Source organism: Jeotgalibacillus salarius (genome assembly GCF_004405125.1).
In the GTDB taxonomy this organism is placed as follows: Bacteria; Bacillota; Bacilli; order Bacillales; family Jeotgalibacillaceae; genus Jeotgalibacillus; species Jeotgalibacillus salarius.
On sequence record NZ_SORX01000002.1, the window covers coordinates 428,393 to 449,340 of the forward strand.

General features: G+C 39.7%; 24 protein-coding genes. 7 read left to right on the forward strand and 17 right to left on the reverse strand.

The genetic code is table 11. The annotated features are described in order from the left end of the window. Window positions 1–56: 56 nt before the first annotated feature. Window positions 57–305 carry a ferredoxin gene (locus tag E2626_RS04690; protein ID WP_134380180.1) on the forward strand — a complete coding sequence of 83 codons (249 nt, stop codon included), beginning with the start codon at window positions 57–59 and terminating at the stop codon, window positions 303–305. 35 nt (window positions 306–340) lie between these two features. On the opposite strand, the gene E2626_RS04695 is transcribed toward E2626_RS04690, so the two are convergent. The 8 genes from E2626_RS04695 to E2626_RS04730 all read right to left on the reverse strand — a co-directional run bounded on the left by E2626_RS04695 (window position 341) and on the right by E2626_RS04730 (window position 9,202). After that, a complete protein-coding gene (locus tag E2626_RS04695) occupies window positions 341–1,591 on the reverse strand; it encodes a hypothetical protein (protein WP_134380182.1) in 1,251 nt (416 codons plus the stop codon). After that, the gene (gene sigX / locus E2626_RS04700; protein WP_134380184.1) at window positions 1,588–2,109 is read right to left on the reverse strand and encodes an RNA polymerase sigma factor SigX; all 522 of its coding nucleotides are present in this window, start codon (window positions 2,107–2,109) and stop codon (window positions 1,588–1,590) included. Before sigX ends, E2626_RS04695 begins: the two co-directional genes overlap by 4 nt. A gap of 329 nt (window positions 2,110–2,438) precedes the next feature. Further along, a complete protein-coding gene (locus tag E2626_RS04705) occupies window positions 2,439–4,208 on the reverse strand; it encodes an ATP-binding protein (protein WP_134380186.1) in 1,770 nt (589 codons plus the stop codon). Next, window positions 4,205–4,918 (reverse strand): response regulator transcription factor, encoded by a 714-nt coding sequence (locus tag E2626_RS04710; protein WP_134380188.1) that lies wholly within the window; start codon window positions 4,916–4,918, stop codon window positions 4,205–4,207. The genes E2626_RS04705 and E2626_RS04710 overlap by 4 nt, the downstream gene beginning before the upstream one ends. Window positions 4,919–4,979: 61 nt before the next feature. Continuing rightward, on the reverse strand, window positions 4,980–6,167 hold the full coding sequence (gene ccsB, locus E2626_RS04715; RefSeq protein WP_134380190.1) for a c-type cytochrome biogenesis protein CcsB: 1,188 nt from the start codon (window positions 6,165–6,167) through the stop codon (window positions 4,980–4,982). Continuing rightward, window positions 6,142–7,824 carry a cytochrome c biogenesis ResB family protein gene (locus E2626_RS04720; RefSeq protein ID WP_134380192.1) on the reverse strand — a complete coding sequence of 561 codons (1,683 nt, stop codon included), beginning with the start codon at window positions 7,822–7,824 and terminating at the stop codon, window positions 6,142–6,144. The genes ccsB and E2626_RS04720 overlap by 26 nt, the downstream gene beginning before the upstream one ends. Next, window positions 7,821–8,375 carry a thiol-disulfide oxidoreductase ResA gene (gene resA, locus E2626_RS04725; RefSeq protein ID WP_279587248.1) on the reverse strand — a complete coding sequence of 185 codons (555 nt, stop codon included), beginning with the start codon at window positions 8,373–8,375 and terminating at the stop codon, window positions 7,821–7,823. The genes E2626_RS04720 and resA overlap by 4 nt, the downstream gene beginning before the upstream one ends. Window positions 8,376–8,476: 101 nt before the next feature. After that, window positions 8,477–9,202: a pseudouridine synthase gene (locus tag E2626_RS04730; RefSeq protein ID WP_134380196.1), complete on the reverse strand. Its 726-nt coding sequence runs from the start codon at window positions 9,200–9,202 to the stop codon at window positions 8,477–8,479. Window positions 9,203–9,373: 171 nt separating this feature from the next. On the opposite strand from E2626_RS04730, the gene E2626_RS04735 reads away from it, so the two are divergent. The 6 genes from E2626_RS04735 to E2626_RS04760 all read left to right on the forward strand — a co-directional run bounded on the left by E2626_RS04735 (window position 9,374) and on the right by E2626_RS04760 (window position 13,548). Then, window positions 9,374–10,132, forward strand: coding sequence for a segregation/condensation protein A (locus tag E2626_RS04735; RefSeq protein WP_134380198.1), 759 nt, complete (start codon window positions 9,374–9,376; stop codon window positions 10,130–10,132). Beyond that, window positions 10,119–10,709, forward strand: a complete 591-nt coding sequence (scpB, locus tag E2626_RS04740; protein ID WP_134380200.1) for an SMC-Scp complex subunit ScpB — start codon at window positions 10,119–10,121, stop codon at window positions 10,707–10,709. The genes E2626_RS04735 and scpB overlap by 14 nt, the downstream gene beginning before the upstream one ends. 74 nt (window positions 10,710–10,783) lie before the next feature. Then, window positions 10,784–11,851, forward strand: coding sequence for a D-alanyl-D-alanine carboxypeptidase family protein (locus tag E2626_RS04745; protein ID WP_134380202.1), 1,068 nt, complete (start codon window positions 10,784–10,786; stop codon window positions 11,849–11,851). Beyond that, a complete protein-coding gene (locus tag E2626_RS04750; protein WP_134380204.1) occupies window positions 11,845–12,435 on the forward strand; it encodes a nucleoside recognition domain-containing protein in 591 nt (196 codons plus the stop codon). Before E2626_RS04745 ends, E2626_RS04750 begins: the two co-directional genes overlap by 7 nt. Then, a complete protein-coding gene (locus E2626_RS04755; RefSeq protein ID WP_134380206.1) occupies window positions 12,432–12,974 on the forward strand; it encodes a spore maturation protein in 543 nt (180 codons plus the stop codon). The genes E2626_RS04750 and E2626_RS04755 overlap by 4 nt, the downstream gene beginning before the upstream one ends. 37 nt (window positions 12,975–13,011) lie before the next feature. Beyond that, complete coding sequence (locus tag E2626_RS04760) at window positions 13,012–13,548, forward strand: DUF309 domain-containing protein (RefSeq protein WP_134380208.1); 537 nt, start codon at window positions 13,012–13,014, stop codon at window positions 13,546–13,548. A gap of 58 nt (window positions 13,549–13,606) precedes the next feature. Here the strand turns inward: E2626_RS04760 and E2626_RS04765 are convergent, their stop codons facing one another. From E2626_RS04765 to E2626_RS04805, 9 genes are all read right to left on the reverse strand, one after another. Beyond that, window positions 13,607–13,966 carry a GNAT family N-acetyltransferase gene (locus E2626_RS04765; RefSeq protein WP_134380210.1) on the reverse strand — a complete coding sequence of 120 codons (360 nt, stop codon included), beginning with the start codon at window positions 13,964–13,966 and terminating at the stop codon, window positions 13,607–13,609. A gap of 215 nt (window positions 13,967–14,181) precedes the next feature. Continuing rightward, entirely contained in the window at window positions 14,182–15,510 is a 1,329-nt protein-coding gene (gene lysA, locus E2626_RS04770) for a diaminopimelate decarboxylase (RefSeq protein WP_134380212.1), read from the reverse strand. Window positions 15,511–15,592: 82 nt separating this feature from the next. Continuing rightward, window positions 15,593–17,047, reverse strand: a complete 1,455-nt coding sequence (locus E2626_RS04775) for a spore germination protein (RefSeq protein WP_134380214.1) — start codon at window positions 17,045–17,047, stop codon at window positions 15,593–15,595. Between the two features lie 5 nt (window positions 17,048–17,052). Further along, the gene (locus tag E2626_RS04780; RefSeq protein ID WP_134380216.1) at window positions 17,053–17,478 is read right to left on the reverse strand and encodes a stage V sporulation protein AB; all 426 of its coding nucleotides are present in this window, start codon (window positions 17,476–17,478) and stop codon (window positions 17,053–17,055) included. A gap of 3 nt (window positions 17,479–17,481) precedes the next feature. Then, window positions 17,482–18,045 (reverse strand): stage V sporulation protein AA, encoded by a 564-nt coding sequence (locus E2626_RS04785; RefSeq protein WP_134380218.1) that lies wholly within the window; start codon window positions 18,043–18,045, stop codon window positions 17,482–17,484. 17 nt (window positions 18,046–18,062) lie between these two features. Then, window positions 18,063–18,806 (reverse strand): RNA polymerase sporulation sigma factor SigF, encoded by a 744-nt coding sequence (sigF, locus tag E2626_RS04790; protein WP_134380220.1) that lies wholly within the window; start codon window positions 18,804–18,806, stop codon window positions 18,063–18,065. A gap of 11 nt (window positions 18,807–18,817) precedes the next feature. Next, window positions 18,818–19,258 (reverse strand): anti-sigma F factor, encoded by a 441-nt coding sequence (gene spoIIAB / locus E2626_RS04795; protein ID WP_134380222.1) that lies wholly within the window; start codon window positions 19,256–19,258, stop codon window positions 18,818–18,820. Further along, window positions 19,255–19,608 carry an anti-sigma F factor antagonist gene (gene spoIIAA / locus E2626_RS04800; protein WP_134380224.1) on the reverse strand — a complete coding sequence of 118 codons (354 nt, stop codon included), beginning with the start codon at window positions 19,606–19,608 and terminating at the stop codon, window positions 19,255–19,257. Before spoIIAA ends, spoIIAB begins: the two co-directional genes overlap by 4 nt. 121 nt (window positions 19,609–19,729) lie before the next feature. Then, window positions 19,730–20,875, reverse strand: coding sequence for a D-alanyl-D-alanine carboxypeptidase family protein (locus E2626_RS04805; RefSeq protein ID WP_424955113.1), 1,146 nt, complete (start codon window positions 20,873–20,875; stop codon window positions 19,730–19,732). Window positions 20,876–20,948 lie beyond the last annotated feature (73 nt).

A 20,948-nucleotide genomic window follows, 5' to 3' on the forward strand; every position in this document is an offset into this window, starting at 1 on the left:
AATAAAGATTGGACATTTTTTCAGTATTTAAATGCTTTAACAAGGAGGTAATCCAATTGGCTAAATATACGATCGTAGATAAAGATACATGTATTGCTTGTGGTGCTTGTGGTGCTGCAGCTCCTGACATTTATGATTATGATGATGAAGGCATTGCATTCGTTGTTCTTGATGACAATGATGGTACTGTAGAGGTACCTGATGTACTTTATGATGATATGCTGGATGCATTTGAAGGCTGCCCTACTGATTCGATTAAAGTTGCTGACGAGCCTTTCGATGGCGATGCATTAAAATTTGAATAAAGAAAAGCTCCGTTTACTCAAAACGGAGCTTTTTTTTACTGTAAATAAGCAGTGTTTGCACCAATCGGTACTGTGATCGGATTGGCGAAATCATAGCCTTCTAAAAAATCCTGATCCAGGTTTTCAAATAGTACTGTGGCAATAGAAAATGATTCTGCTGTCAGTAAAATTGATTCAACCAGCTGCCTTCTATCTTCTTCTGACAGTTCATTCGTTTCACCGTCGAACGAAATCATCATTTCATTGCCAGCAACTTCAGATTGGATGTCTATATTCTCTGGTACTGGTGAAGAATACCGGTCGTTTGGATTCTGCTCTTCAATTGCAAACAGTGCTTCTTCTGGAGTATTGAAATCCTCGTAGCTCTTTACGTAATAATAACTACCATCTTCGTTTTCATATATATAAAAACCTCTCTGATCATTCTTTAATGAATATGACTCCACCGCGCCAAACTCACCTACCTGCGCTGTTTCATTATTTTCATCTATGATTCTGAATTCATCATAAAAAGATCCAAACGTTTCTCTGAGGACATCGATTAAAATTGCTGCTGAAGCACCCTGGGTTTTATTTTCAAGGCCGTTAATCATTCCTGTAAGATTGTTTTCTTCTTCTGAAATATCGCTGCTGACAGGATGATATTCGATAAACCCTTGTGCCTGCTCATCAATTTTATCAGCCCACTGCTGATACAAAGCAGCTGCAGATTGTTCCTGGTCATCATCAGAAACAACAATTGTAAACGGTATCACATATGCATCTTCTGTTATTAGGCCGGCTTCGAAGTACTGGTTGTTACTAAGGTCACTTTCAAAAAGAATGCCCGATTCATTCTCATTTTCAAGCGGAACAGTCATTATTTCACTATCTGCTTCATTACTTTCCGAAGAATCCTGTTCTTCTTCAGCTACAGGGTTTTCTTCAGAAGTTTCTGCATCGGATGAGTCAAAAACCTCGGCACTTTGATCTTCTGATGACTCTTCCCGATCTGGTTCCTGTTGTGAAGACTCTTCATTTGACTCTTCTGAAGTTGTGAGAGCAATATCAGAGGATGATTGTTCACTGGAGGGAGTATCCTGATTAAAGAGCCCCGGCGCCAGGATCAGCATGAGAGCTGCAGCAGCCGTTCCTGCAGCAGCAGGCATCCACGGAAAGGGCTTACCAGTTTTTTTTCTTAATTTCACATGCTGGTAAATTTCCTCTGCGTTTATTTGATTTTCAATAACGGGCATTTTCCTTAATTCACTTTCGATCTCTTTTTCTGTCCATTTGTGATTGGTCATTTAACTCCCTCCTCCTCATCCGACATTAATTCTTTTAATTTTTTAATGGCCCTGTGTTGTGTCGTTTTCACTTTACCTTCAGACCATCCCAGAACTTCAGCGGTTTCTACGATGCTTAAATCCTGAATGTATCTTGTAACAATCACCATTTTTTGATCTGTCGTACAAAAATCAAGACAGCTGTATAACTTTTTAACCTGTTCGTTTTGCTGTGCAATTTCTTCGGGTAAAGCTTCTCCTGTAGAGATCTCTCTTTCTCCCCAGTCAAAATGCTCCATAACCCTGTTTCTTATTGTTTTTTGTTTTCTGAAGTAATCGATCGTAACATTTTTAGCGATAGAAAATAACCAGGTTTTTTCTGAACTTTTACCTTCAAACCTGTGATAAGAATTCATCACTTTTATAAACACTTCCTGAAGCAGATCTTCAGCAGTATCTCTATTTTTAACCATATATATTAAAAATTGAAAAACATCCTGCTGGTAATCCTTATAAAGTCTCTGAAAAACGGAGTCCATTAACCGTCTCCTCCCCCGTTCATAACATTAGTCGTAATTGAACTGAAAAAGTTTCTATAATAAAATGATCTTTTTTATGAGCGGCTGCTTGAAGATTCCAGGTTCAAATTCAGCCATATTTTTCACATATTCATTTTACATGACCTTACATACTGATTAAAGCCTGTCGTGAAAATAAATAATAAACAGGTATCATACAAAAAAGGCAGGCGTATGCTTCTCTGAAATGATTTGTATGACATAAAGTTCAAAATCTTTATCATACAGGTTCATTTACTGATGAAGCATTACGTCTGCCAATCTTATGGTTTAAATTTTATATCATTTTTTCAAAGCTGATATGGAAGGTAAAAAGAAAATACGGTCCCATGATCTAACTTACTTTCGGCTTTGATTTTACCATTGTGCGCCTCTATCAGGTTTTTAACAATCGCGAGACCCAGTCCCGTACCTGCTCTTCCTCTCGTTCTGGCTTTATCCGCTTTATAGAAGCGTTCAAAAATGAACGGCAGGTCTTTATCAGGTATACCTACTCCATTATCAATGACATCAAAACGGATAAAATGATGATCTTTTTTTGTTTTGATTGTAATTTCACCTTCAATTTTTGTATGTCGTATTGCATTATCCAGCAAATTGGTAAGCACCTGCTCAATTCTGTCGGGATCAATATTAATATTCACATGATCATCCAGCTCAGTTTGATAATGTAAATGGATATCGCTGTCATTCATTCCGAGTTTAAACTTAGATAACACTCTTTTGGAAAATTCATTCACCAGAACTTCTTCCTTATTTAAAACGATGTGTCCAGCTTCCATTCTTGCTAAATCCAGCAGTTCATTCACAAGCCTGCCCATTCTTAAAGACTCATCATAGATCACTTTAGCAATTTCTTTTCTATCTTCATCACTTTGTGGAATATCATCAATAATCGCTTCACTATAACCCTGAAGCATTGAAATGGGTGTTCGCAGCTCGTGGGAAACGTTGGCAATAAAATCCTTTCTCAGCGTTTCAAGTTTTCTTTCTTCTGTCATATCACGAAGAACAGCAACCACACCCCTTACAGACTGACCGCTATATAGAGGGCTAATGATCGCTGCATAAGAACGGCCATTCACTTCCAGTTCTCCAATTTTTTCTTCATTTGTTTGCATGACCATTATGATTAATTCTTCCAGTGTAGGTGGCAATGCCAGCTTGGTATAACCTTCCTGTTCATCGTACCAATTTTTCAAAAACCTTTCAGCGGGAGGATTCGAAACCAGCACAGTACAATCTTTATTAAACGTAATGACACCATCAGCCATTGAGCTGAGAACACTTGAAAGCTGCTCTTTTTCCTGGCTTAGTGCGTCCAGATGGTGTTTCAATTGACGTCCCATTTGGTTAAATGCTGTACCAAGTTCCCCGATCTCATCATTTGAAAGAATAGGAACTTTCGTATCAAACTTCCCACGAGCTACTTCGAATGCCCCTTCTTTCATCTTACGGAGTGGTGCAGTGATTCTTGTAGAAAGGAAAAAAGCAAAAATTGTTGTGAGAATGATTGCAATTGCTGCAGCTAATACGATGAGCCGTGTCGTTTGTTCAGTAGTCTCCTGAATTGCTTCCAGGGACTGATAAACGTATACGGCCCCCAATGCCTGTCCATCCTGTCCATTTACAGGTGCACCCACAATCATGATGTTATTGTAACGGTTGTCGAAATCTTCACCTGACGAAAATTCATCCTGAACAATTCTTTCCTCCGTCTGTACATTACTCAGGGTACTACTGCTTTGAATAGCAGACTGAATGCTCTGATAATTCAATTCATCTGAGTAGAAAACTACTTCATCATCCATCTCTACCAATGAATGAACCGGGTCATCTAATATCTCTGACACGATTTCAATACTCATGTTTATATCTGCATGATCTTCTATGATACTCGCAGCTTTCTGAGCGTTATACCTTAACGATTCCTCTACCTCTTCCACATGATAATTCTGAAAGAACTCAAGTAGCAGTATTGTCAGGATAAATAAAACAAAGGAGACAAGCAGCAGAATTGTCATCCACAGCTTGCCTACTACGCTTCTCCAGATTCTCATTCGTCAACCTCGAATTTATATCCTACTCCCCATACAGTCACAATCATTTTTCCGGCTTTTTCTGAAACCCTGTTCAGTTTTTCCCGCAGTCTTTTAACGTGTGTGTCAACCGTTCTGAGATCGCCGAAAAATTCATAATGCCATACTTCTTTTAATAACTGTTCTCTGTCGTATACTTTATCCGGACTTTTAGCAAGAAATAGCAGCAATTCATATTCCTTAGGCGTTAACGTAACCTCATGGCCATCAGCAGTTACTCTGTGAGCATCGTTGTCAATGACTAAATGGTTATAGGCAATCATGTCTTTAGCCTTCGTATCAGTGTTTACGAAGCTGCTTGTTGCAGTTCTTCTCAACAGTGCCTTTACTCTGAGCACGACTTCTCTGGGACTGAATGGCTTCACAATATAATCATCTGTTCCGACTTCGAACCCCTGAACTCTATTTGCTTCTTCACCTTTAGCAGTCAGCATAATAACCGGTGTGGTTTTTGTTTCACGGAGTTCTTTACATACTTCTATACCATCTTTACCAGGCATCATCAGATCAAGTAAAATGCAATCAAAGTCTTCTTCAAGGGCCTTTTTTAGCGCTATTTCACCATCTTCAGCTTCATCAATTGTGTATCCTTCACGCTCCAGATACATTTTTAACAGCCTGCGGATTCTTTCTTCATCATCTACTACGAGAATATGACCAAGTTCACTCATTGAAGATCCTCCTTGAAATATGTATTTAAAAGAAGCCCTCACTTACACGTGAGGGCATTGGTTAGGCGTAAGAATGCAGTCCAGCAATGATTAAATTGACTGCTACAAGGTTAAACATAATAATAACAAAACCTATTACTGCAAGCCAGGCTGAACGGTTTCCTTCCCAACCTCTCGATAGTCTGAGGTGCAGAAAAGCAGCATAGAAAAGCCAGGTGATAAGCGCCCAGACTTCTTTAGGGTCCCATCCCCAAAAACGCGTCCATGCGATTTGAGCCCAAATCATCGCAAAAACCAATCCACCAAGTGTAAACACAGGAAATCCGATTAACACTGAACGATAGCCGATTTCATCCAGCATATCGAGATTGGCTTTTTTCACAAGCGGCTGAAACAATGCAGCGACTGTTCTTCGAGTGATCAATCTGATTAACAGATAAAGGATAGCACCTACACCAATCGACCAGATTACTGTATTCAGTCTCGGTGCATTTACTAATTCATGCATTTCAAGACCGGTAGAAAATGCCCCTTCAGTCAATAATTCACCTTCATTAGGCGTTACCAGAGCAGGCATTGCATATTGCACAGTTGTCTCTTCTTCATCAGCATTTACAAACGTAAATTCTGATTCGTAGCCTGCAACCGAAAATGCTGTTGCACTAAGAACAAAGCCTAAAACCAGGATGATACCGAAGAGAACAGACTCAAGCCAGAATGCCTGTTTTCCACCTTTAGACAAGTCAATATCTTTTAACAGAAAGATCAGCCCTGCTACAAAGCTGATTGCCAGAATTGCTTCCCCTGCTGCAACTGTTGATACATGAATTGCCAGCCAGTCACTTTGCAATGCAGGGATTAATGGAGAAATATCTCTTGGAAACATACTTGAATATGCAATAATTAACAATGCGATTGGCAGTGCAAATACGCCAAGTATGTGTAACCTGTAGATGAAATAAATAATGATAAAAGATGCAACCAGCATCATGGCAAAGAATGTAATGAACTCAAAAAGATTACTCACTGGTGCGTGACCGGAGGCAATCCAGCGGGTAATGAAGTAACCCAGCTGTGAAGCGAATCCGATTAAAGTAATCGTAATACCGATTGTAGCCCATCTGTTCTTCCCTGTTTGATTTGTATGTTTTTTTGATTTAATGGAGCCTGCGAAAAATACAGTTGCTACTAAATAAAGTAGAAAAGCTATATAAAGCAGTGTGCTACTTATGCTGGCGAGTTGTGCCACTTTCTTCTTCCTCCTTCGCACTGCTATCGGATTCTTTCAGCTCCTGATGGTCCATTGGCTGATCGAGTCCTGCATATTCAAATGCCGGAGCAATGTCCTTTTTCAATCCATACCAGTTTTTGTTTGTATGTCCTGCTGCATACAAAATCGAATCCGGGCCTTTTTTGATCCAGACCCTTCTGTGATTCCAATATGCACCTATGACGACACCAAACATGAAAATAGCTCCGCCTAAGGCAAGAATCCACAGCGTTAAATCTTTTCTCACAGTTAAACCTGAAAGATCTCTTGTTTCAATCCCATTAAAACTGATCTCATATTCATTCGGGCCAAGTGGCTCAAGGTTTTGTTGAATCGCCACAAACGCAACTTCCCCATCCGGATGTTCAGGTGAGACCATGTTAAATAGAAATGCAGGATTATTAGGAAGTGGAGAATCGGATTGCGGTTCACCATCTTCAAAGCCGCTGAAATCAGGGTAATAGCCGGTTAGTTCTACTGAGTAACCCTCTTCAAGCTCATATACACCTGATGTTTCAGGATTAAAGAGGTCTACAGTAAAAGCACCCACTGGCTCACCCGTTTCTTTGTTATCCATTGTAAAATTCATTTTATAAAGTTCATTTTCAATGTAATCAGTTTGATAAAGGGCAAATTGATCAAACTTCATTGGTACATTCACTTGAATTGCATGATGATCAACTTCCGTTAATTCATCCTGTGAACCCGCTACTGCATTTTCATCTCTTTTATAGAGAATTGCATCAGTCTGGAAGTTCTTCGCAATTGCACCAGTACGCTGGATTGTCTGATCAAACACTTCAGAATCGCCTTCCTGGTATGTTTCAAGAGTAAAACCATCATTCTTTAAAAAGTATTCCTGTTCCGTACCGGGAATTGAGCGCGTTTCTCCTTCACGAATCCACAGAATTTCATCAACATACATTCCCGGCACAAATCTGAGCATTGCACCAATTAAGAAGATGATTAGTCCAACATGATTAATGTACGGACCCCATCTTGAAAATCGATTTTTCTCCGCTAGAAGATGTCCATTCTCAGCTTTTACTTTATAGCGCCTTTTACGAAGCCCTTCACCGATACGTTCAATTACGTCATCAGAAGCATTTCCTTCATAAGCAGTATAAATACGCTGCCTCTTCAGAAAAGAGTCGTGTCGTTCTACACGCTGTTTCTTCAACGCTTTGTAGAGTGGAATACCACGGTCCAGGCTTGCAATGATAATAGAAGTCCCGATCGCTGCTACTAACAGCATAAACCACCAGGAACCATATAAATCATGGAAGCCGAGTACGTAATAGATTTTTCCAGCTATCCCATATCGGCTTTCGTAATATTCAACTGCAGGAATATTCTGAGGGATGAAGAATTCCTGAGGAAATATTGTACCGATTGCTGAAGCAACTAATGTAATGAAAATTAATGTTACTCCAACCTTGACTGATGAAAAAAAGTTCCATATTTTATCAATGATTGAGGAATGGTACGTTTGTGATCTTCTGGCCATTCCTTCGTATCGCATTACATCGTGCGTTTTTCTTTTCGCGGCTGCTTCTGTCAGCGTTCTCCCACAGGCCTGACATAGTTCTGATCCTTCAGGATTTTCATGGCCGCATTGGCAGATAATTTTACTCATTCAGAAGACTCCTGACTTTCAGGTTTAATCATTTCCATGTATGAAGCGACCATCTCTTCGGTCATTTCACCTTTAATCACTTTAATAATTTCTCCGTCAGGACTGATTAACATTGTTGTAGGAAGCGGTCCAATTGAATAGGCATCCATAACATCTTTGTTAACATCTCTAACAACAGGGAATGTGAGACCATATTCATTCGCAAAGTTAGACACTTTGAATTCTGACTCCCCTACGTTAACAGCAATGACTTCAATTCCCTGGTCCTGATAAACCTCATATTGATTTTGCATAAACGGAAACTCTTTTTCACAAGGCTTACACCATGTGCCCCAAAAGTTTAAAAATACTCCCTGCCCCTGATAATCTGAGAGCTGATGAGATTCACCAGTTAAATCTTCCAGCTTAAAATCAGGTGCCTGGTCACCAGCTTTAACTAACAGTCTTTCATCTCCAGCCACACTGGAGTATATTGTATATGATATTGCTGCCAGCAGAACTGCAAGAATTGAGACTCGCATGATCAGCCTCTTCTTTTTTCTATCACTCACATTTGCTACCCCCTTTAAAGCGGTCATTCACTGTCATTATAGCATTCACAACAATGCCGCTAGAGTGCAGTATTTGAATGAACTGTGAAACTTATCAGGTATTAAGCACCACTTTCAGCAAGAGCTCTCAGCTGCTTCACTTCATGAGGTGTTAATTCTCTGGATTCACCGGCATTCAAACCTGTCAGGTGCAAAAAGCCATATCTCTCTCTCTTCAGTTTTTGAACTGGATGCCCTATTGCTTCCAGCATTCTTCGTACTTGTCTGTTACGTCCTTCATGTATCGTCATCTCAATGATCGTTTTATCTTTATGTTTATCCGCCGAAATGACCTTTACACGCGCTGGAGCTGTCATTCCGTCTTCAAGTTTCATTCCTTTTTCAAGCTTTCTGATATCTTCTCTCTTTACAAGTCCTTTAACTCTTGCAACGTAAGTTTTTTGAACTTCATATTTAGGATGAGTCAGCAGGTTTGCAAATTCACCATCATTGGTCAACAGTAATAAGCCTGAAGTGTCGTAATCGAGTCTGCCTACCGGATAAATTCTCTCCTGAACATGACCGAAATAATCTGTCACTACTTTACGGTTTTTATCATCACTCACTGCCGAAATTACACCAGGGGGTTTATAGAACAGATAATACACTTTGTTTTCACGTTCTATTTTAATGCCTTCTACTTCTATTTTGTCTGAAGGAGTTACCTTCGTTCCCAACTCTGTCACCGTTTTTCCATTTACCTTTACTTTACCCTTTAATATTAATTCTTCAGCTTTTCTTCTTGATGCCACACCAGCGTGCGCAATCACTTTTTGCAATCTCTCCATCTGTTACACCTCTTTATATGTTCTGCTTCTTACAGCATTATGTCATATAAATCGCCAAAAGCAAATGAGGACGGTGTAAAACAATGATTTACTGTTGGAAGTCGTGTTTTGTTCAGATATAATTAGCAGTATTGAGTGTTCTCAGCAGAATTGTTTTAAGAAAATGGTGATATAATGGAATACACAGTTAAACTCGATGCTTTTGAAGGACCACTTGACCTTCTTCTCCATCTAATTCAGGGTCTGGAGATCGACATTTATGATATACCCATGGCCGATATTTCTGAGCAGTACACTTTATATATTAAAGCGATGAGTGTTCTTGAGCTGAATACTGCCAGTGAATACCTTGTGATGGCTGCAACGCTGATGTCAATTAAAAGCAGAATGCTTCTGCCAAAACAGGATGAACAATGGGAAGAAGATCAGCCATTCGAGGATGATCCCAGGGAAGAGCTGGTTGAAAAACTGATTGAGTATAGAAAATATAAAAAAGCAGCCACTGATTTAAAAGAAAAAGAAAGTGAAAGAAGTTTACATTACACGAAGCCGCCTGAAGATCTGAGTACATTCTCTCAGCCTGTAGAGACCGGTGAAAAAACACAGATAGATTTGCATGACCTAATCGGCGCTTTTAATAAACTGATGAGGCGCAAAAAAATAAAAAAACCGATGTCGACCAGAATCACGCGACAGGAAATATCTATCGAGAAAAGAATGAATGAAATCCTGACGACAATCAAGTCACACAAAACTCCCAGATCTTTTTCTGAGTTATTTCCTATTGCAGAAAAACCTCATATGGTCGTTTCATTTCTGGCAGTGCTGGAGTTAGTCAAAAGGCAGGAGATTCATATTATGCAAGACCATAATTTTTCAGAAATTATGGTGAAAAGTACTGAAGGAGTGTCATTAGTTGGACAGCCATAAACAAAAAGCAATCGTAGAAGGACTTTTATTCACAGCAGGAGATGCCGGTTTATCCAGAGATCAGATTTCAGAGGCATTAAACCTTTCGGATTCTGAATCGACTGACTTAATGTCAACCTTACAGGAACAATATATGAATGATGATTCACGCGGCATAGAAATCGCTGTTTTTGCTGAAAAATATCAACTCGTTACAAAAAAAGATTTATCTGATTATATTAAACTTCTTGCTGACTCGCCATCCCCTTCCTCGTTAACTCAAGCAGGGCTCGAGACACTGGCAATCATTGCCTACAAACAACCTGTAACGAGAGTTCAAATCGAAGAAGTCAGGGGCGTTAAAACTGACGGCCCTGTTCATACACTCCTTGCGAGAGGACTGATAAAGGAAGTTGGCAGGAATGAGGGGGCAGGAAGAGCCATACTTTACGGAACGACTGACGAATTTTTAGACTACCTCGGTTTAAAAGATTTATCACAGCTCCCACCGTTACCTGAAGATCTAGAAGAAGATGAAAAAGAAGATAGCGATTTGTTTTTTGAATCATTGAAAAATGGACTAGAACAAAAAAACTGACATGTGCTAAAGCACGTGTCAGTTTTTTTGTTCAGGTCTTTTTTTAATTTTATTTCATAATGATACATTAAAAGGTGGTGGTTCTGATAAAGAAATTACTTATAGTTGTCCTACTCTTTTTTATCGTGTATAAACCTGCATACGCGATTGATGTATCTGCAGAATCAGCAATTCTTATTGAAGCAGAAAGCGGCAGAGTTATTTTTGGTAAAAATGAAAATGAAAAAATGAAAATTGCCAGTATCACCAAAATAATGACTGCCCATTTAGCGCTTACTCATGGAAAATTAAGTGATAAAGTAAAAATTTCAAATGAAGCTTCCTCAACTGAAGGTTCCAGTATTTATTTAAAAGCTGGCGATACCATTACATTGGAAGATCTGCTCTACGGTTTACTACTCAGATCAGGAAATGATGCCGCCGTAGCGATTGCAGAACATATCAGCGGATCTGTTGAAAAATTTGCTAAGTTAATGAATAAAGAGGCTGCTCATATTAATATGACGCAAACACATTTTTCAAACCCGCATGGTCTTGACACGGATGATGAACATTACTCCACCGCTCTTGATATGGCACTGTTGACTCAATATGCAATTCAGAACAAGAAATTCCGGGAGATTTTCTCTTCAAAAACTTATACTTCTTCAATGGAAAATGCTTATCCATGGTCGAATAAGCATCGTCTCGTGACAGGGCTTTATCCGCACGCTAACGGCGGGAAAACAGGTTATACAAAAAAAGCTGGAAGAACACTTGTAACAACTGCAAAAAAAGAAAACCTGACCTTTATAGCAGTTACAATTAACGGACCGGACGACTGGAACGATCATATCTCTCTTTTCGAAAATGGTTTTAATCATTATCACTTGTACGAAATTGTATCCAGGGGTCCTCTTCCCCACATTCCTGGATTACCATCAAATATACAATACATATCAGAAGAAGAAATTAAGTACCCATTGACTGATGAAGAACGTCAAAAAATCGTCCATGAAATTGTACCGGGAACTGACCCGCGTTTAAAAGTGTATATTCAGGATGAGATGATTAGCAATCATGCTCTAAAAAAAGTTACTTATGAGCCTCCCTCTTTTTATGAGAACCTGATCCGGAAAATGAAGGAGCTTTTCGAATGGTAAATTTAATTTGGATTTTCATGCTGCTATCCGGAATTATTTTCAGTATGTTTAATGGCACAATAGATGAAGTTAATAAAGGATTGTTTGACTCTGCAGGACAGGCTGTCGAATTAGTAATCGGATTCGCGGCAATTTTTACACTGTGGCTCGGAATGATGGAAATCGCGAACCGTGCAGGTTTATTGTCTCTGGTCACAAAATTGTTTTATCCTATTATAAGAAAACTGTTTCCTGATCTGCCAAAGAATCATCCTGCTTCCGGTTATATCATGACGAACATATCTGCAAATTTTTTTGGTCTTGGTAACGCTGCTACTCCTTTTGGTGTAAAAGCAATGAAAGAACTTCAGCAAATCAACACTAAACCTGAACAGGCCAGCAGGTCGATGGTTACTTTTTTATGTTTGAACACCGCTGCAATTACTTTCTTCCCTGCAACAATTGTTTCAATGCGTCTGTCTGAGGGTGCCGTTGATCCACTCGACATCGTTGTTCCTGCATTCATAGCAACGATTTTCTCCTGTTCAGCTGCAATTCTGTATGACAGAATCAGTTGGAAATTGGTTGAGGGCAAGTCAAAATGATTGATGTAGTGTTAATATCAAAGTTAATATTGCCGTTGTTAATTCTGACAATATTAATATCTGCATTAGTAACCAGAACGGATGCGTATGATGCTTTTGTGAGCGGCGGTAAAGAAGGATTGCAGATGGCTGCAAGTCTTCTTCCTTTTTTGGTTGGCATGATGGCTGCAATTAGTGTACTGAGATCATCAGGCTTATTAATGTGGATCACAAATATTGTTTCACCTCTTTTCTTGTATTTTAATGTCCCCGCAGAACTGTTCCCGCTTTTTTTGACTCGTCCTATATCGGGAACAGCTGCGCTCAGTATTACCGCAGACTTGACCCATACATTTGGCCCTGAACATTTGATTGCGCGGCTTGCTGCTGTCATTCAGGGGAGTACTGATACAACACTGTATATACTAACCGTATATTTCGGCGCGGTTGGAATTAAAAAAATGGGCCGCGCATTAGTGGTTGGATTATTAGCAGATTTAACCGGAATGATTATTGCAGTGGTGATTACGGTTTGGTACTTTCAAAATATTTGGAGCTGAAAACACGATATGGTAGGCTAAACTAAAATTGGAGGTGATGGTCATCAGCACTTATCCTGAATCTTATATTAATTTCCTCGTACACTTTCACGGTGACCGTGACTATTTTGAATGTCATGAAATTCTGGAGGATTATTGGAAGGAACATACCTCCGGAGAAAAAAATTCGGTGTGGGTGGGCTTAATCCAGCTTGCTGTAGCACTCTATCATCATCGGAGAGCTAATTTTAAAGGCGCATCTACGATGATTAAGCAATCAAAACAAAAAATCCTCAGTTTTACTAATGAAGCTCAAGCATTATCTCTGGATACAGATGAACTGTTAAAAATGATTAGCGAAATTGAAGGCGCAATTCTATCAGAGTCCCCTTACCAGAGTGTCATGCTCCCATTGAGTGACAAGAAACTGATTAAAATTTGCAGTGAAGAATGTTCAAAGAGGGGATTTAACTGGGGAGATGCCAGCAACACTCAAAATAAGGCACTTGTTGACAGACACAGACTGCGAGACCGTACAGATGTGATTTCTTTAAGAAAAAATGCGCTATTAATGAAGTCAAAGCTTAATAAATAGCGGTGTTTTAAGACAATTATGAAGCTTGATGGACATGAAACATAAAAAAACCGCAGCTCTATTCGGCTGCGGTTTCACTGTCTTTGCATTTTTGAAGAAATCCTTCTGTATAAGAAGTGCTGACTAATTCTTTATCACTGTACATTTCTTTTAGCGCCGCAACTATGCGGTGTCCTACCCCCTCATTACGGTGAGAAGGATTTACTGAGATATGACGCAGTATAATCTTATGTTCCTCAATCTCCACACCTGTCAGCCCAATCAGGTCTTCTTCCTTCCATAGAAACAGTTGAAAGTTTCGCTCTTCCTCATACTGCTTCATCGATTGCTGTAATTGTTTGATGTCTTTTTCTGTTGGCATAAAAGACATCAGGCCCATCGCAATTTTCTCAAAGGACTTTTTATAACGAATTAACATAAAGTACTCCTCGCCAAGTTGTAATAATAACCTGCTGCAAAACTTCTTACAACAGTTGATCCGGTTCAATTAATTTTGTACTTACACCGTTTCATATCATACTAAATGTAGCAGAACTTTTCAATTTTGTCCTCAGACTATAAACACCCAATAGATAATTCCCCATATAACAGCCGCGATCAATAGAAAGATAAAGGTCATTGCATTTTGCTTTTTCATCGTTCCGAACCTTCTTTAAATCTTGATAATGAACGGTCATGCTTAATAAGATCTTCATAGCTTTCACGTTCTATCACCAGTTCAGCGCGACCATCCTCCACGAATACAACTGCCGGCCGGGGAATTCGATTATAATTGTTCGCCATCGCATATCCATAAGCCCCTGTACAGAATACAGCCAGAACGTCACCTGGCTGGTGTTCACTAATCGGCAGATCCCAAATGAGCATATCTCCTGATTCACAGCATTTTCCGGCAATTGAAACAACTGTTTCAGCTTTTGCATCCGGACGATTTGCTATAACCGCTTCATATCTGGCATTGTATAAGGCCGGGCGAATATTATCACTCATTCCTCCGTCAACTGCCAGATAGTTTCTGACTTCAGGAACATGTTTTGATGATCCGACTGAGTATAGTGTTGTGCCTGCATCACCTGTAAGTGATCGTCCTGGCTCTATCCAGATTTCAGGCATTGCTAATTGGTGCTTATCCATTAGCATTTTTACTTCTGTAATGATATCTTCCACGTACTTAGCGGGAGCCAATGGTTCATCTTCTTTCGTATATCGTATGCCAAAACCGCCCCCGAGGTTTAATACTTCAGCACTAAAGTGATACTTCACTTTCCAGTCAGCCATTTTTTCAATCATTTTTTCTGCCGCCATGATAAACCCTGTTGTTTCAAAAATTTGTGAACCAATGTGACAATGTAAGCCGAGTACTTTAAAACTTTGATCATCAAGTGTTTTTTGCAGTGCTTCTTCAGCCTGTCCATTCTGAAGGTCGAACCCGAATTTTGAATCTTCCTGACCTGTCAAAATATAATCGTGCGTATGAGCTTCGATACCCGGTGTCACACGCAGCAAAATTGATGCCTGTTTTGCTTTCTCTTTGCATATGCGTGAAAGGAGTTCAATTTCATAAAAGTTATCCACAACAAAACAGCCAATGTCAGCATCTAACGCCATAGCTATTTCTTCCGGACTTTTGTTGTTGCCATGGAAATGTATTTTTTCAGGATTGAAACCGGCTTTTAGTGCCGTATATAATTCCCCTCCTGACACAACATCCAGGCTAAGCCCTTCCTGTTCAATAAGCTGAATCATTGCAATAGATGAAAATGCTTTACTTGCATAAGCCACTTGAGAAGATACCCCAAGACGTTCAAACGTATCTTTAAATCCGCGCGCCCGTTGACGAATCAGATGAATATCGTATACATACAGAGGAGTACCAAAATCTTTTGCCAGATCAATTGTATCTACGCCGCCAATGGTTAAGTGCCCTTTTTCATTTACTGATGATGTGCCATAAAAATGCATGCTACTAATCCCTTCTTTACTGCAGAATATCATTGATAGATAGTAAGTACATTACCACAGTAAAGCGTTTTTATGCAATGCATTAGTTGGTTCGCTTTTGTCTGATGCGATCCTCTGCTTTTACTACCATCGGTCTCAGTACAGAACTTGTGACCGGGACTCTGGTAATAATCTGCAGCAGAGCCAGAGGTCTGAACGGAAGAAGCGGCCAGAGATACGGCACAGTAAATACTTTCATTTGTGCTAAGAACAGGATCATAACCGTTATGCCTATTACTAATCCACTTGCATGAAAAAAAGCTACTAGAATGAGTAACAATATTCGTACGGTTTTATTCGCAATGCTCAATTCATAACTCGGTGTCGCAAATGTTCCGATCGCTGCAATCGCTACATATAAAATAACCTCAGGAACGAACAAACCTACATCAATTGCAATCTGTCCGATTAATACAGCCGCGATTAATCCCATTGCGGTAGATAAAGGGGTAGGCGTATGAATTGCAGCCATCCTTAAAAATTCAAGACCAATATCGGCCAGCAGAATTTGCAATATCAGAGGGATTGCAGTTTCTTCCCTTACACCGATAAATGACAATTCTAATGGCTTTAACGAAGGGTCAATCGCTAATAAATACCAGAGTGGGAGCAAAATAAGTGATGCCACAATCCCGCTAAACCTTAGCAGCCTTAACATTGTACCTGCTGCAGGGGACTGCCTGTATTCCTCAGCATGCTGAACATGATGAAAGAATGTAGAAGGGGCAATGATGACACTCGGGGACGTATCAATATAAATACAAATATGACCTTCTAACAGATGTTCTGCCGCGATATCCGCTCTTTCAGTAAAACGTACTAATGGGTATGGGTTGAACCCCTGTTTCACAATGTATTCTTCCAGAGATTTATCCGTCATTACCAACCCGTCTGTATGAATTTGTTCAATTTCTTTTTTGATTATATCGACAAGCTCTTTATTTGCAATCCCCTCAATATAACCGATTGCTACATCCATTTTTGACCTTTCACCGATCTCCAGCATTTCAAACCTCATGCCTTTATCCCTGATTCTCCTGCGAGTCAGAGCAGTGTTAACAATAATATTTTCCACAAATCCATCTCTGGATCCACGCACCACTCTTTCTGTATCCGGCTCTTCAGGCTGCCTTCCCGGATAACTTCTGACATCGATGAGAAAGCATTCTTCTTCCCCATCAATTTTAAGTGCAATTAACCCTGAAAAAACCTGTCTGATTAACTCATCTTCTTTGTCCGTAACTTCCACTGAATGATGAATGATTCGTTGGTCAACAAGTGCTTTGAAGTTCTTCCGGCGATCAACTTCATGTAAAGCACTTAATTCATCAAGCACCTTCATAATAAAACGGGTTTCACACAATCCATTAACCGCATAAATATTAATACTATGATCGCCAAAATCTATTTTTCTGACGATAAAATCAAAACTGATACCAAGTCCGGCTTCTTTTAACCTGCTGTCTAATTCCCGATTTTTTTTAGGGAGTTTATTCATTATATTCAACCCTTCCATACCGGTAAAAAGATCAGCCAGTAAAATAGCGAACCGGCTACTTTCCCCGCGATAATTGCCGTGATAATCAACTCAAGACTTCCTGAAATTTTCAAACGTCTTGTTATCAGTGGTATGACATTTAACACTTCAGTCAACGCTGCTGCCATCATTCCAATAAATATTCCTGAAAACAGTCCAGCTACAGGCGTTAATATAGCAGCATTTAAAGTGATGGGCACGAACATGACTGAAGTTCCGAACAGCGCTCCAGTTATAAGGGCCCATTCTATCACTCTTAACCTGGATTTTTGTGATGATAATAAGATGACTCTTGGCAATACACCGAGAACTGAAATAAAAGCAACAAATCCGCCGCCTACTGCAAAACCTGCCGCTATCCCAATAAAAGCAGCAAGAACATTGGAGATCATTGTTTAAAATTTTTCATCGGAGGATCTGACGAAATCCTCAACTGATTTTTCGTATTTAAAAATTTCTATATCAAGAGGGCTCGGTTCATCATTAAATCGCTTCTTTAAAAGTCTGTTAAAGAACAATAGCATACCTGCTCCAATTCCGATTGAATAAGGGATATGGAACCAGTTTGGGTTACTGGTACCAAGCATATTAACAATGACCAGCTGTGTTTCGGCCATGCTGACATCTTCATGGAAATACATGATTGTCAATGCTGCGCCTGTAAATAACAGCATCCATACCAGCCCTAATAGCAGGATTGAAGAGCGTGTTGACTCTATTCTTTCTATGACCGTATACGTGCTGCCTGTTACGACAATTTCAGGATACATCAGTTCATATTTCCGCTGAATATCAGTACTGGTCACGATTGAATATCGCCCGTCTATCCCATGTCGCACCACTTCTTTTTCCAGGGCTTCCTTGAGGTCAGGAGAAGCCCAGACATCTGCAATATCACTGAGTTTAATTGAACCATCAGCCAATGATGCTTTCGATTTCATTTCAATATAAGCCTTCACGCTCTTCAACTCCTTTCTCACACCTTCTGTTCTTCTTCCAGCCATTCTTTAATAGTAGATAGCACCTTTTTTTCAATACGTGAGACCTGGACCTGAGATATCCCCAGCTCTTTCGCCACTTCAGATTGCGTCCAGTCTTTAAAATATCTGTAAAATATGATCATTCTGTCCCGGTGATCCAATGTCATCAATGCTTCTTTAAGCGCAATGTGATTAAACCACTCGTCATCCTGCTGAGCAAGCTGATCTAAAAGTGTAATTGGATCACCTTCACTTTCATACACAGTTTCATGTATTGATGAAGGCGCTTTGGAAGCCTCCTGAGCTAAAATGATGTCATCAACAGGCACCTCAAGATAGGTTGAAATTTCTGATAGAGATGGCACTTTATTTAAGGTGGCTGATAAATGTTCTCTGGCTTTTCTTACTTTGTATCCAAGCTCTTTGATTGACCTGCTTACTTTAACTGTTCCGTCATCTCTTAAGAATCTCTGGATTTCTCCAATGATCATTGGAACAGCATAAGTGGAAAACTTCACATTATAAGAAAGATCAAATTTATCAACTGCTTTCAAAAGACCTATTGCTCCGATTTGAAACAAGTCATCCAATTCATATCCACGATGCTGAAATCGCTGAACAACCGACCAGACCAGCCTTACATTTTGCTCGACCATTTTGTCTCTTGCTTTTTGATCTCCACTTTGACTCTGTCTAATCCACTCACGAACCTCATCATGATTAATAGAATTTACACTCATCCGGGGGTCCCCTACATACAATTGGCTTTAACAGCGGAAAGCTGTTTCACCATTTTTACGACAGTCCCGCGACTTTGAGATGAATGCACTTCCACTTTGTCCATAAAATGTTCCATGATCGTAAAACCCATACCTGATCTTTCCATATCTGGTCTTGACGTATATAGGGGCTGCATCGCCTGGTCGACTTCATTAATCCCTTTCCCCTGATCTTCTATTTCGATTGTGAGAATTCTATTGTCAATTGAAAGCCTCATACAAACTTCATGGAATCCTTCCTCGTTATAGCCGTGGATGATTGCATTCGTGACAGCTTCAGACACTACAGTTTTAATATCGCTCAACTCCCCAAGTGTTGGATCATATTGAGCGATAAAAGACGCAGCAATCATTCTTGCAAGCCCTTCATTTTCACTAATAGACGAAAAATTACACGTCAGTTTGTTTTTCATTGAACTGCCTCCAATCTTGACAGTGCTCTCTCTTCAGAAATTTCAACCATCAGGATTTTATACATTCCGGACATTTCAAATAGACGCTTTACTGTCGGTGTAGCCGCACACAGCACCATATTTCCGCCTATTTTTTGTAAATACTTATACCTTCCCAGTATTAAGCCGAGACCTGAACTATCCATAAATTCAAGTTTTGCCAGGTTCAAAATGATATGCCTGATAGAATCACTCTCCATAAGATCGGCAAGCTCCTTACGTATAGGCCCAACTTCATGATGGTCCAGTTCCCCGCTCATCCTTAGCAGTAATACACTTCCCTTGACCTCAGCTTCAACTCTGCATGCCATTACTACTCCTCCTTCTTCAGCTGTTCAACTTTTTCCAACAGCTGTAATCCGGAGTATTCACGATTGAACCCTGTTAATCCTGCAAGGTGACAATACTAGTAAAAAGAAGTAGTATTTCGACTTAATTTGCAAAAAATGATTTTTTCCATGTGCGCATAAATAATGCTGACCAGGATGATCTTTCAACAGGCTGCTTCGAAACTAATAACCCCCTCGAAACTTCAGCATCATCTTTTAGGACCTTTACATAGCCTATAATTTCACTTTGCTTTAAAGGTGCTTTCAAATTTTTTTGCATGACGACTTTTCTGTTATACGTCGCATTTTCATTCTTTTTCTCAACGACTTGCAATGAATTTTCGAGTACAGCTTCAATTTTTTCAGGTGTACCTTTGTTTACAATGACTTCTGCCAGTTTTTCGCCTTGCTTGTTAAACGTTTTCGTTACATAATTTGTAAACCCGTAATTCAGCATTTCTGCTGTCAGCTGATTCCTTTCCTGTGAAGACTGTGCACCAAAAATAACGGTGATCAGACGCATGTCCCCTCTCTTCGCTGTAGCAGTCAGGCAATATTTTGCTTCGCTTGTATAGCCAGTTTTCAATCCATCTGCACCTGGATAAGATTTAATCAGCTTATTCGTATTTACGAGCCAGAAAGGGTCTGTCTCCTGTCTTAAATAATCATCATAAGTGCCTGTAAAATCAGTGATTTCTTCATATTCAAGCAATTCCCTTGCAAGCATTGCCATATCATAAGCAGAACTTACATGGCCTTCCTCAGGTAATCCTGTTACGTTTTTAAACTGTGTGTCCTTTAATCCCAGCTCGCTTACTCTATTATTCAGCTGCTTCAAAAAAGCTTCTTCTGTTCCTGAAATATGTTCTGCCATTGCAACTGACGCATCATTTGCGGAAGCAATTGAGATCGCTTTAACTAATTCCTTTACTGTCATTTTTTCGCCTTGTTTTAAATAAATCTGTGAGCCGCCCATTCCAGCTGCAAAGCTGCTTGTTGTAACCTCTTCCTCCCAGGTCAGTCTGCCGTTCTCTATTTCTTCCATTATGAGAAGCAGTGTTCCGATTTTAGTCATAGATGCCGGCGGTAGCTGTTCTTTACTGCTTCGTTCAAATAAAACCATCCCGGTATCAGCGTCTACTAAAATGCCTGACTTCACATCCTCCAGGTTAAGTTCAGCAGCACTGGATTGTGAATGAAGACAAAAAAACATAATAAAGCAAGACAGACATAATAATTTCTTCAACACACACACGCCCTTTAAAGGTTTTTATTATGATTGCTATTTCCTGCTATTTTTATACATAAAAAAAAGCCGCAGC

Excerpts from the sequence above, each read along its gene's own strand:
- sigX (WP_134380184.1), bottom strand. The coding sequence starts at position 2,109 with ATGGACTCCGTTTTTCAGAGACTTTATAAGGATTACCAGCAGGATGTT.
- E2626_RS04705 (WP_134380186.1), bottom strand. The coding sequence starts at position 4,208 with ATGAGAATCTGGAGAAGCGTAGTAGGCAAGCTGTGGATGACAATTCTG.
- E2626_RS04780 (WP_134380216.1), bottom strand. The coding sequence starts at position 17,478 with ATGATCTCCAATGTTCTTGCTGCTTTTATTGGGATAGCGGCAGGTTTT.
- E2626_RS04730 (WP_134380196.1), bottom strand. The coding sequence starts at position 9,202 with ATGGAGAGATTGCAAAAAGTGATTGCGCACGCTGGTGTGGCATCAAGA.
- E2626_RS04750 (WP_134380204.1), top strand. The coding sequence starts at position 11,845 with ATGGTAAATTTAATTTGGATTTTCATGCTGCTATCCGGAATTATTTTC.
- spoIIAB (WP_134380222.1), bottom strand. The coding sequence starts at position 19,258 with ATGAAAAACAAACTGACGTGTAATTTTTCGTCTATTAGTGAAAATGAA.
- sigF (WP_134380220.1), bottom strand. The coding sequence starts at position 18,806 with ATGAGTGTAAATTCTATTAATCATGATGAGGTTCGTGAGTGGATTAGA.
- E2626_RS04760 (WP_134380208.1), top strand. The coding sequence starts at position 13,012 with ATGGTCATCAGCACTTATCCTGAATCTTATATTAATTTCCTCGTACAC.
- E2626_RS04755 (WP_134380206.1), top strand. The coding sequence starts at position 12,432 with ATGATTGATGTAGTGTTAATATCAAAGTTAATATTGCCGTTGTTAATT.
- lysA (WP_134380212.1), bottom strand. The coding sequence starts at position 15,510 with ATGCATTTTTATGGCACATCATCAGTAAATGAAAAAGGGCACTTAACC.
- spoIIAA (WP_134380224.1), bottom strand. The coding sequence starts at position 19,608 with ATGGCATGCAGAGTTGAAGCTGAGGTCAAGGGAAGTGTATTACTGCTA.
- E2626_RS04710 (WP_134380188.1), bottom strand. The coding sequence starts at position 4,918 with ATGAGTGAACTTGGTCATATTCTCGTAGTAGATGATGAAGAAAGAATC.
- E2626_RS04720 (WP_134380192.1), bottom strand. The coding sequence starts at position 7,824 with ATGAGTAAAATTATCTGCCAATGCGGCCATGAAAATCCTGAAGGATCA.
- E2626_RS04775 (WP_134380214.1), bottom strand. The coding sequence starts at position 17,047 with ATGAATAAACTCCCTAAAAAAAATCGGGAATTAGACAGCAGGTTAAAA.
- E2626_RS04695 (WP_134380182.1), bottom strand. The coding sequence starts at position 1,591 with ATGACCAATCACAAATGGACAGAAAAAGAGATCGAAAGTGAATTAAGG.
- E2626_RS04765 (WP_134380210.1), bottom strand. The coding sequence starts at position 13,966 with ATGTTAATTCGTTATAAAAAGTCCTTTGAGAAAATTGCGATGGGCCTG.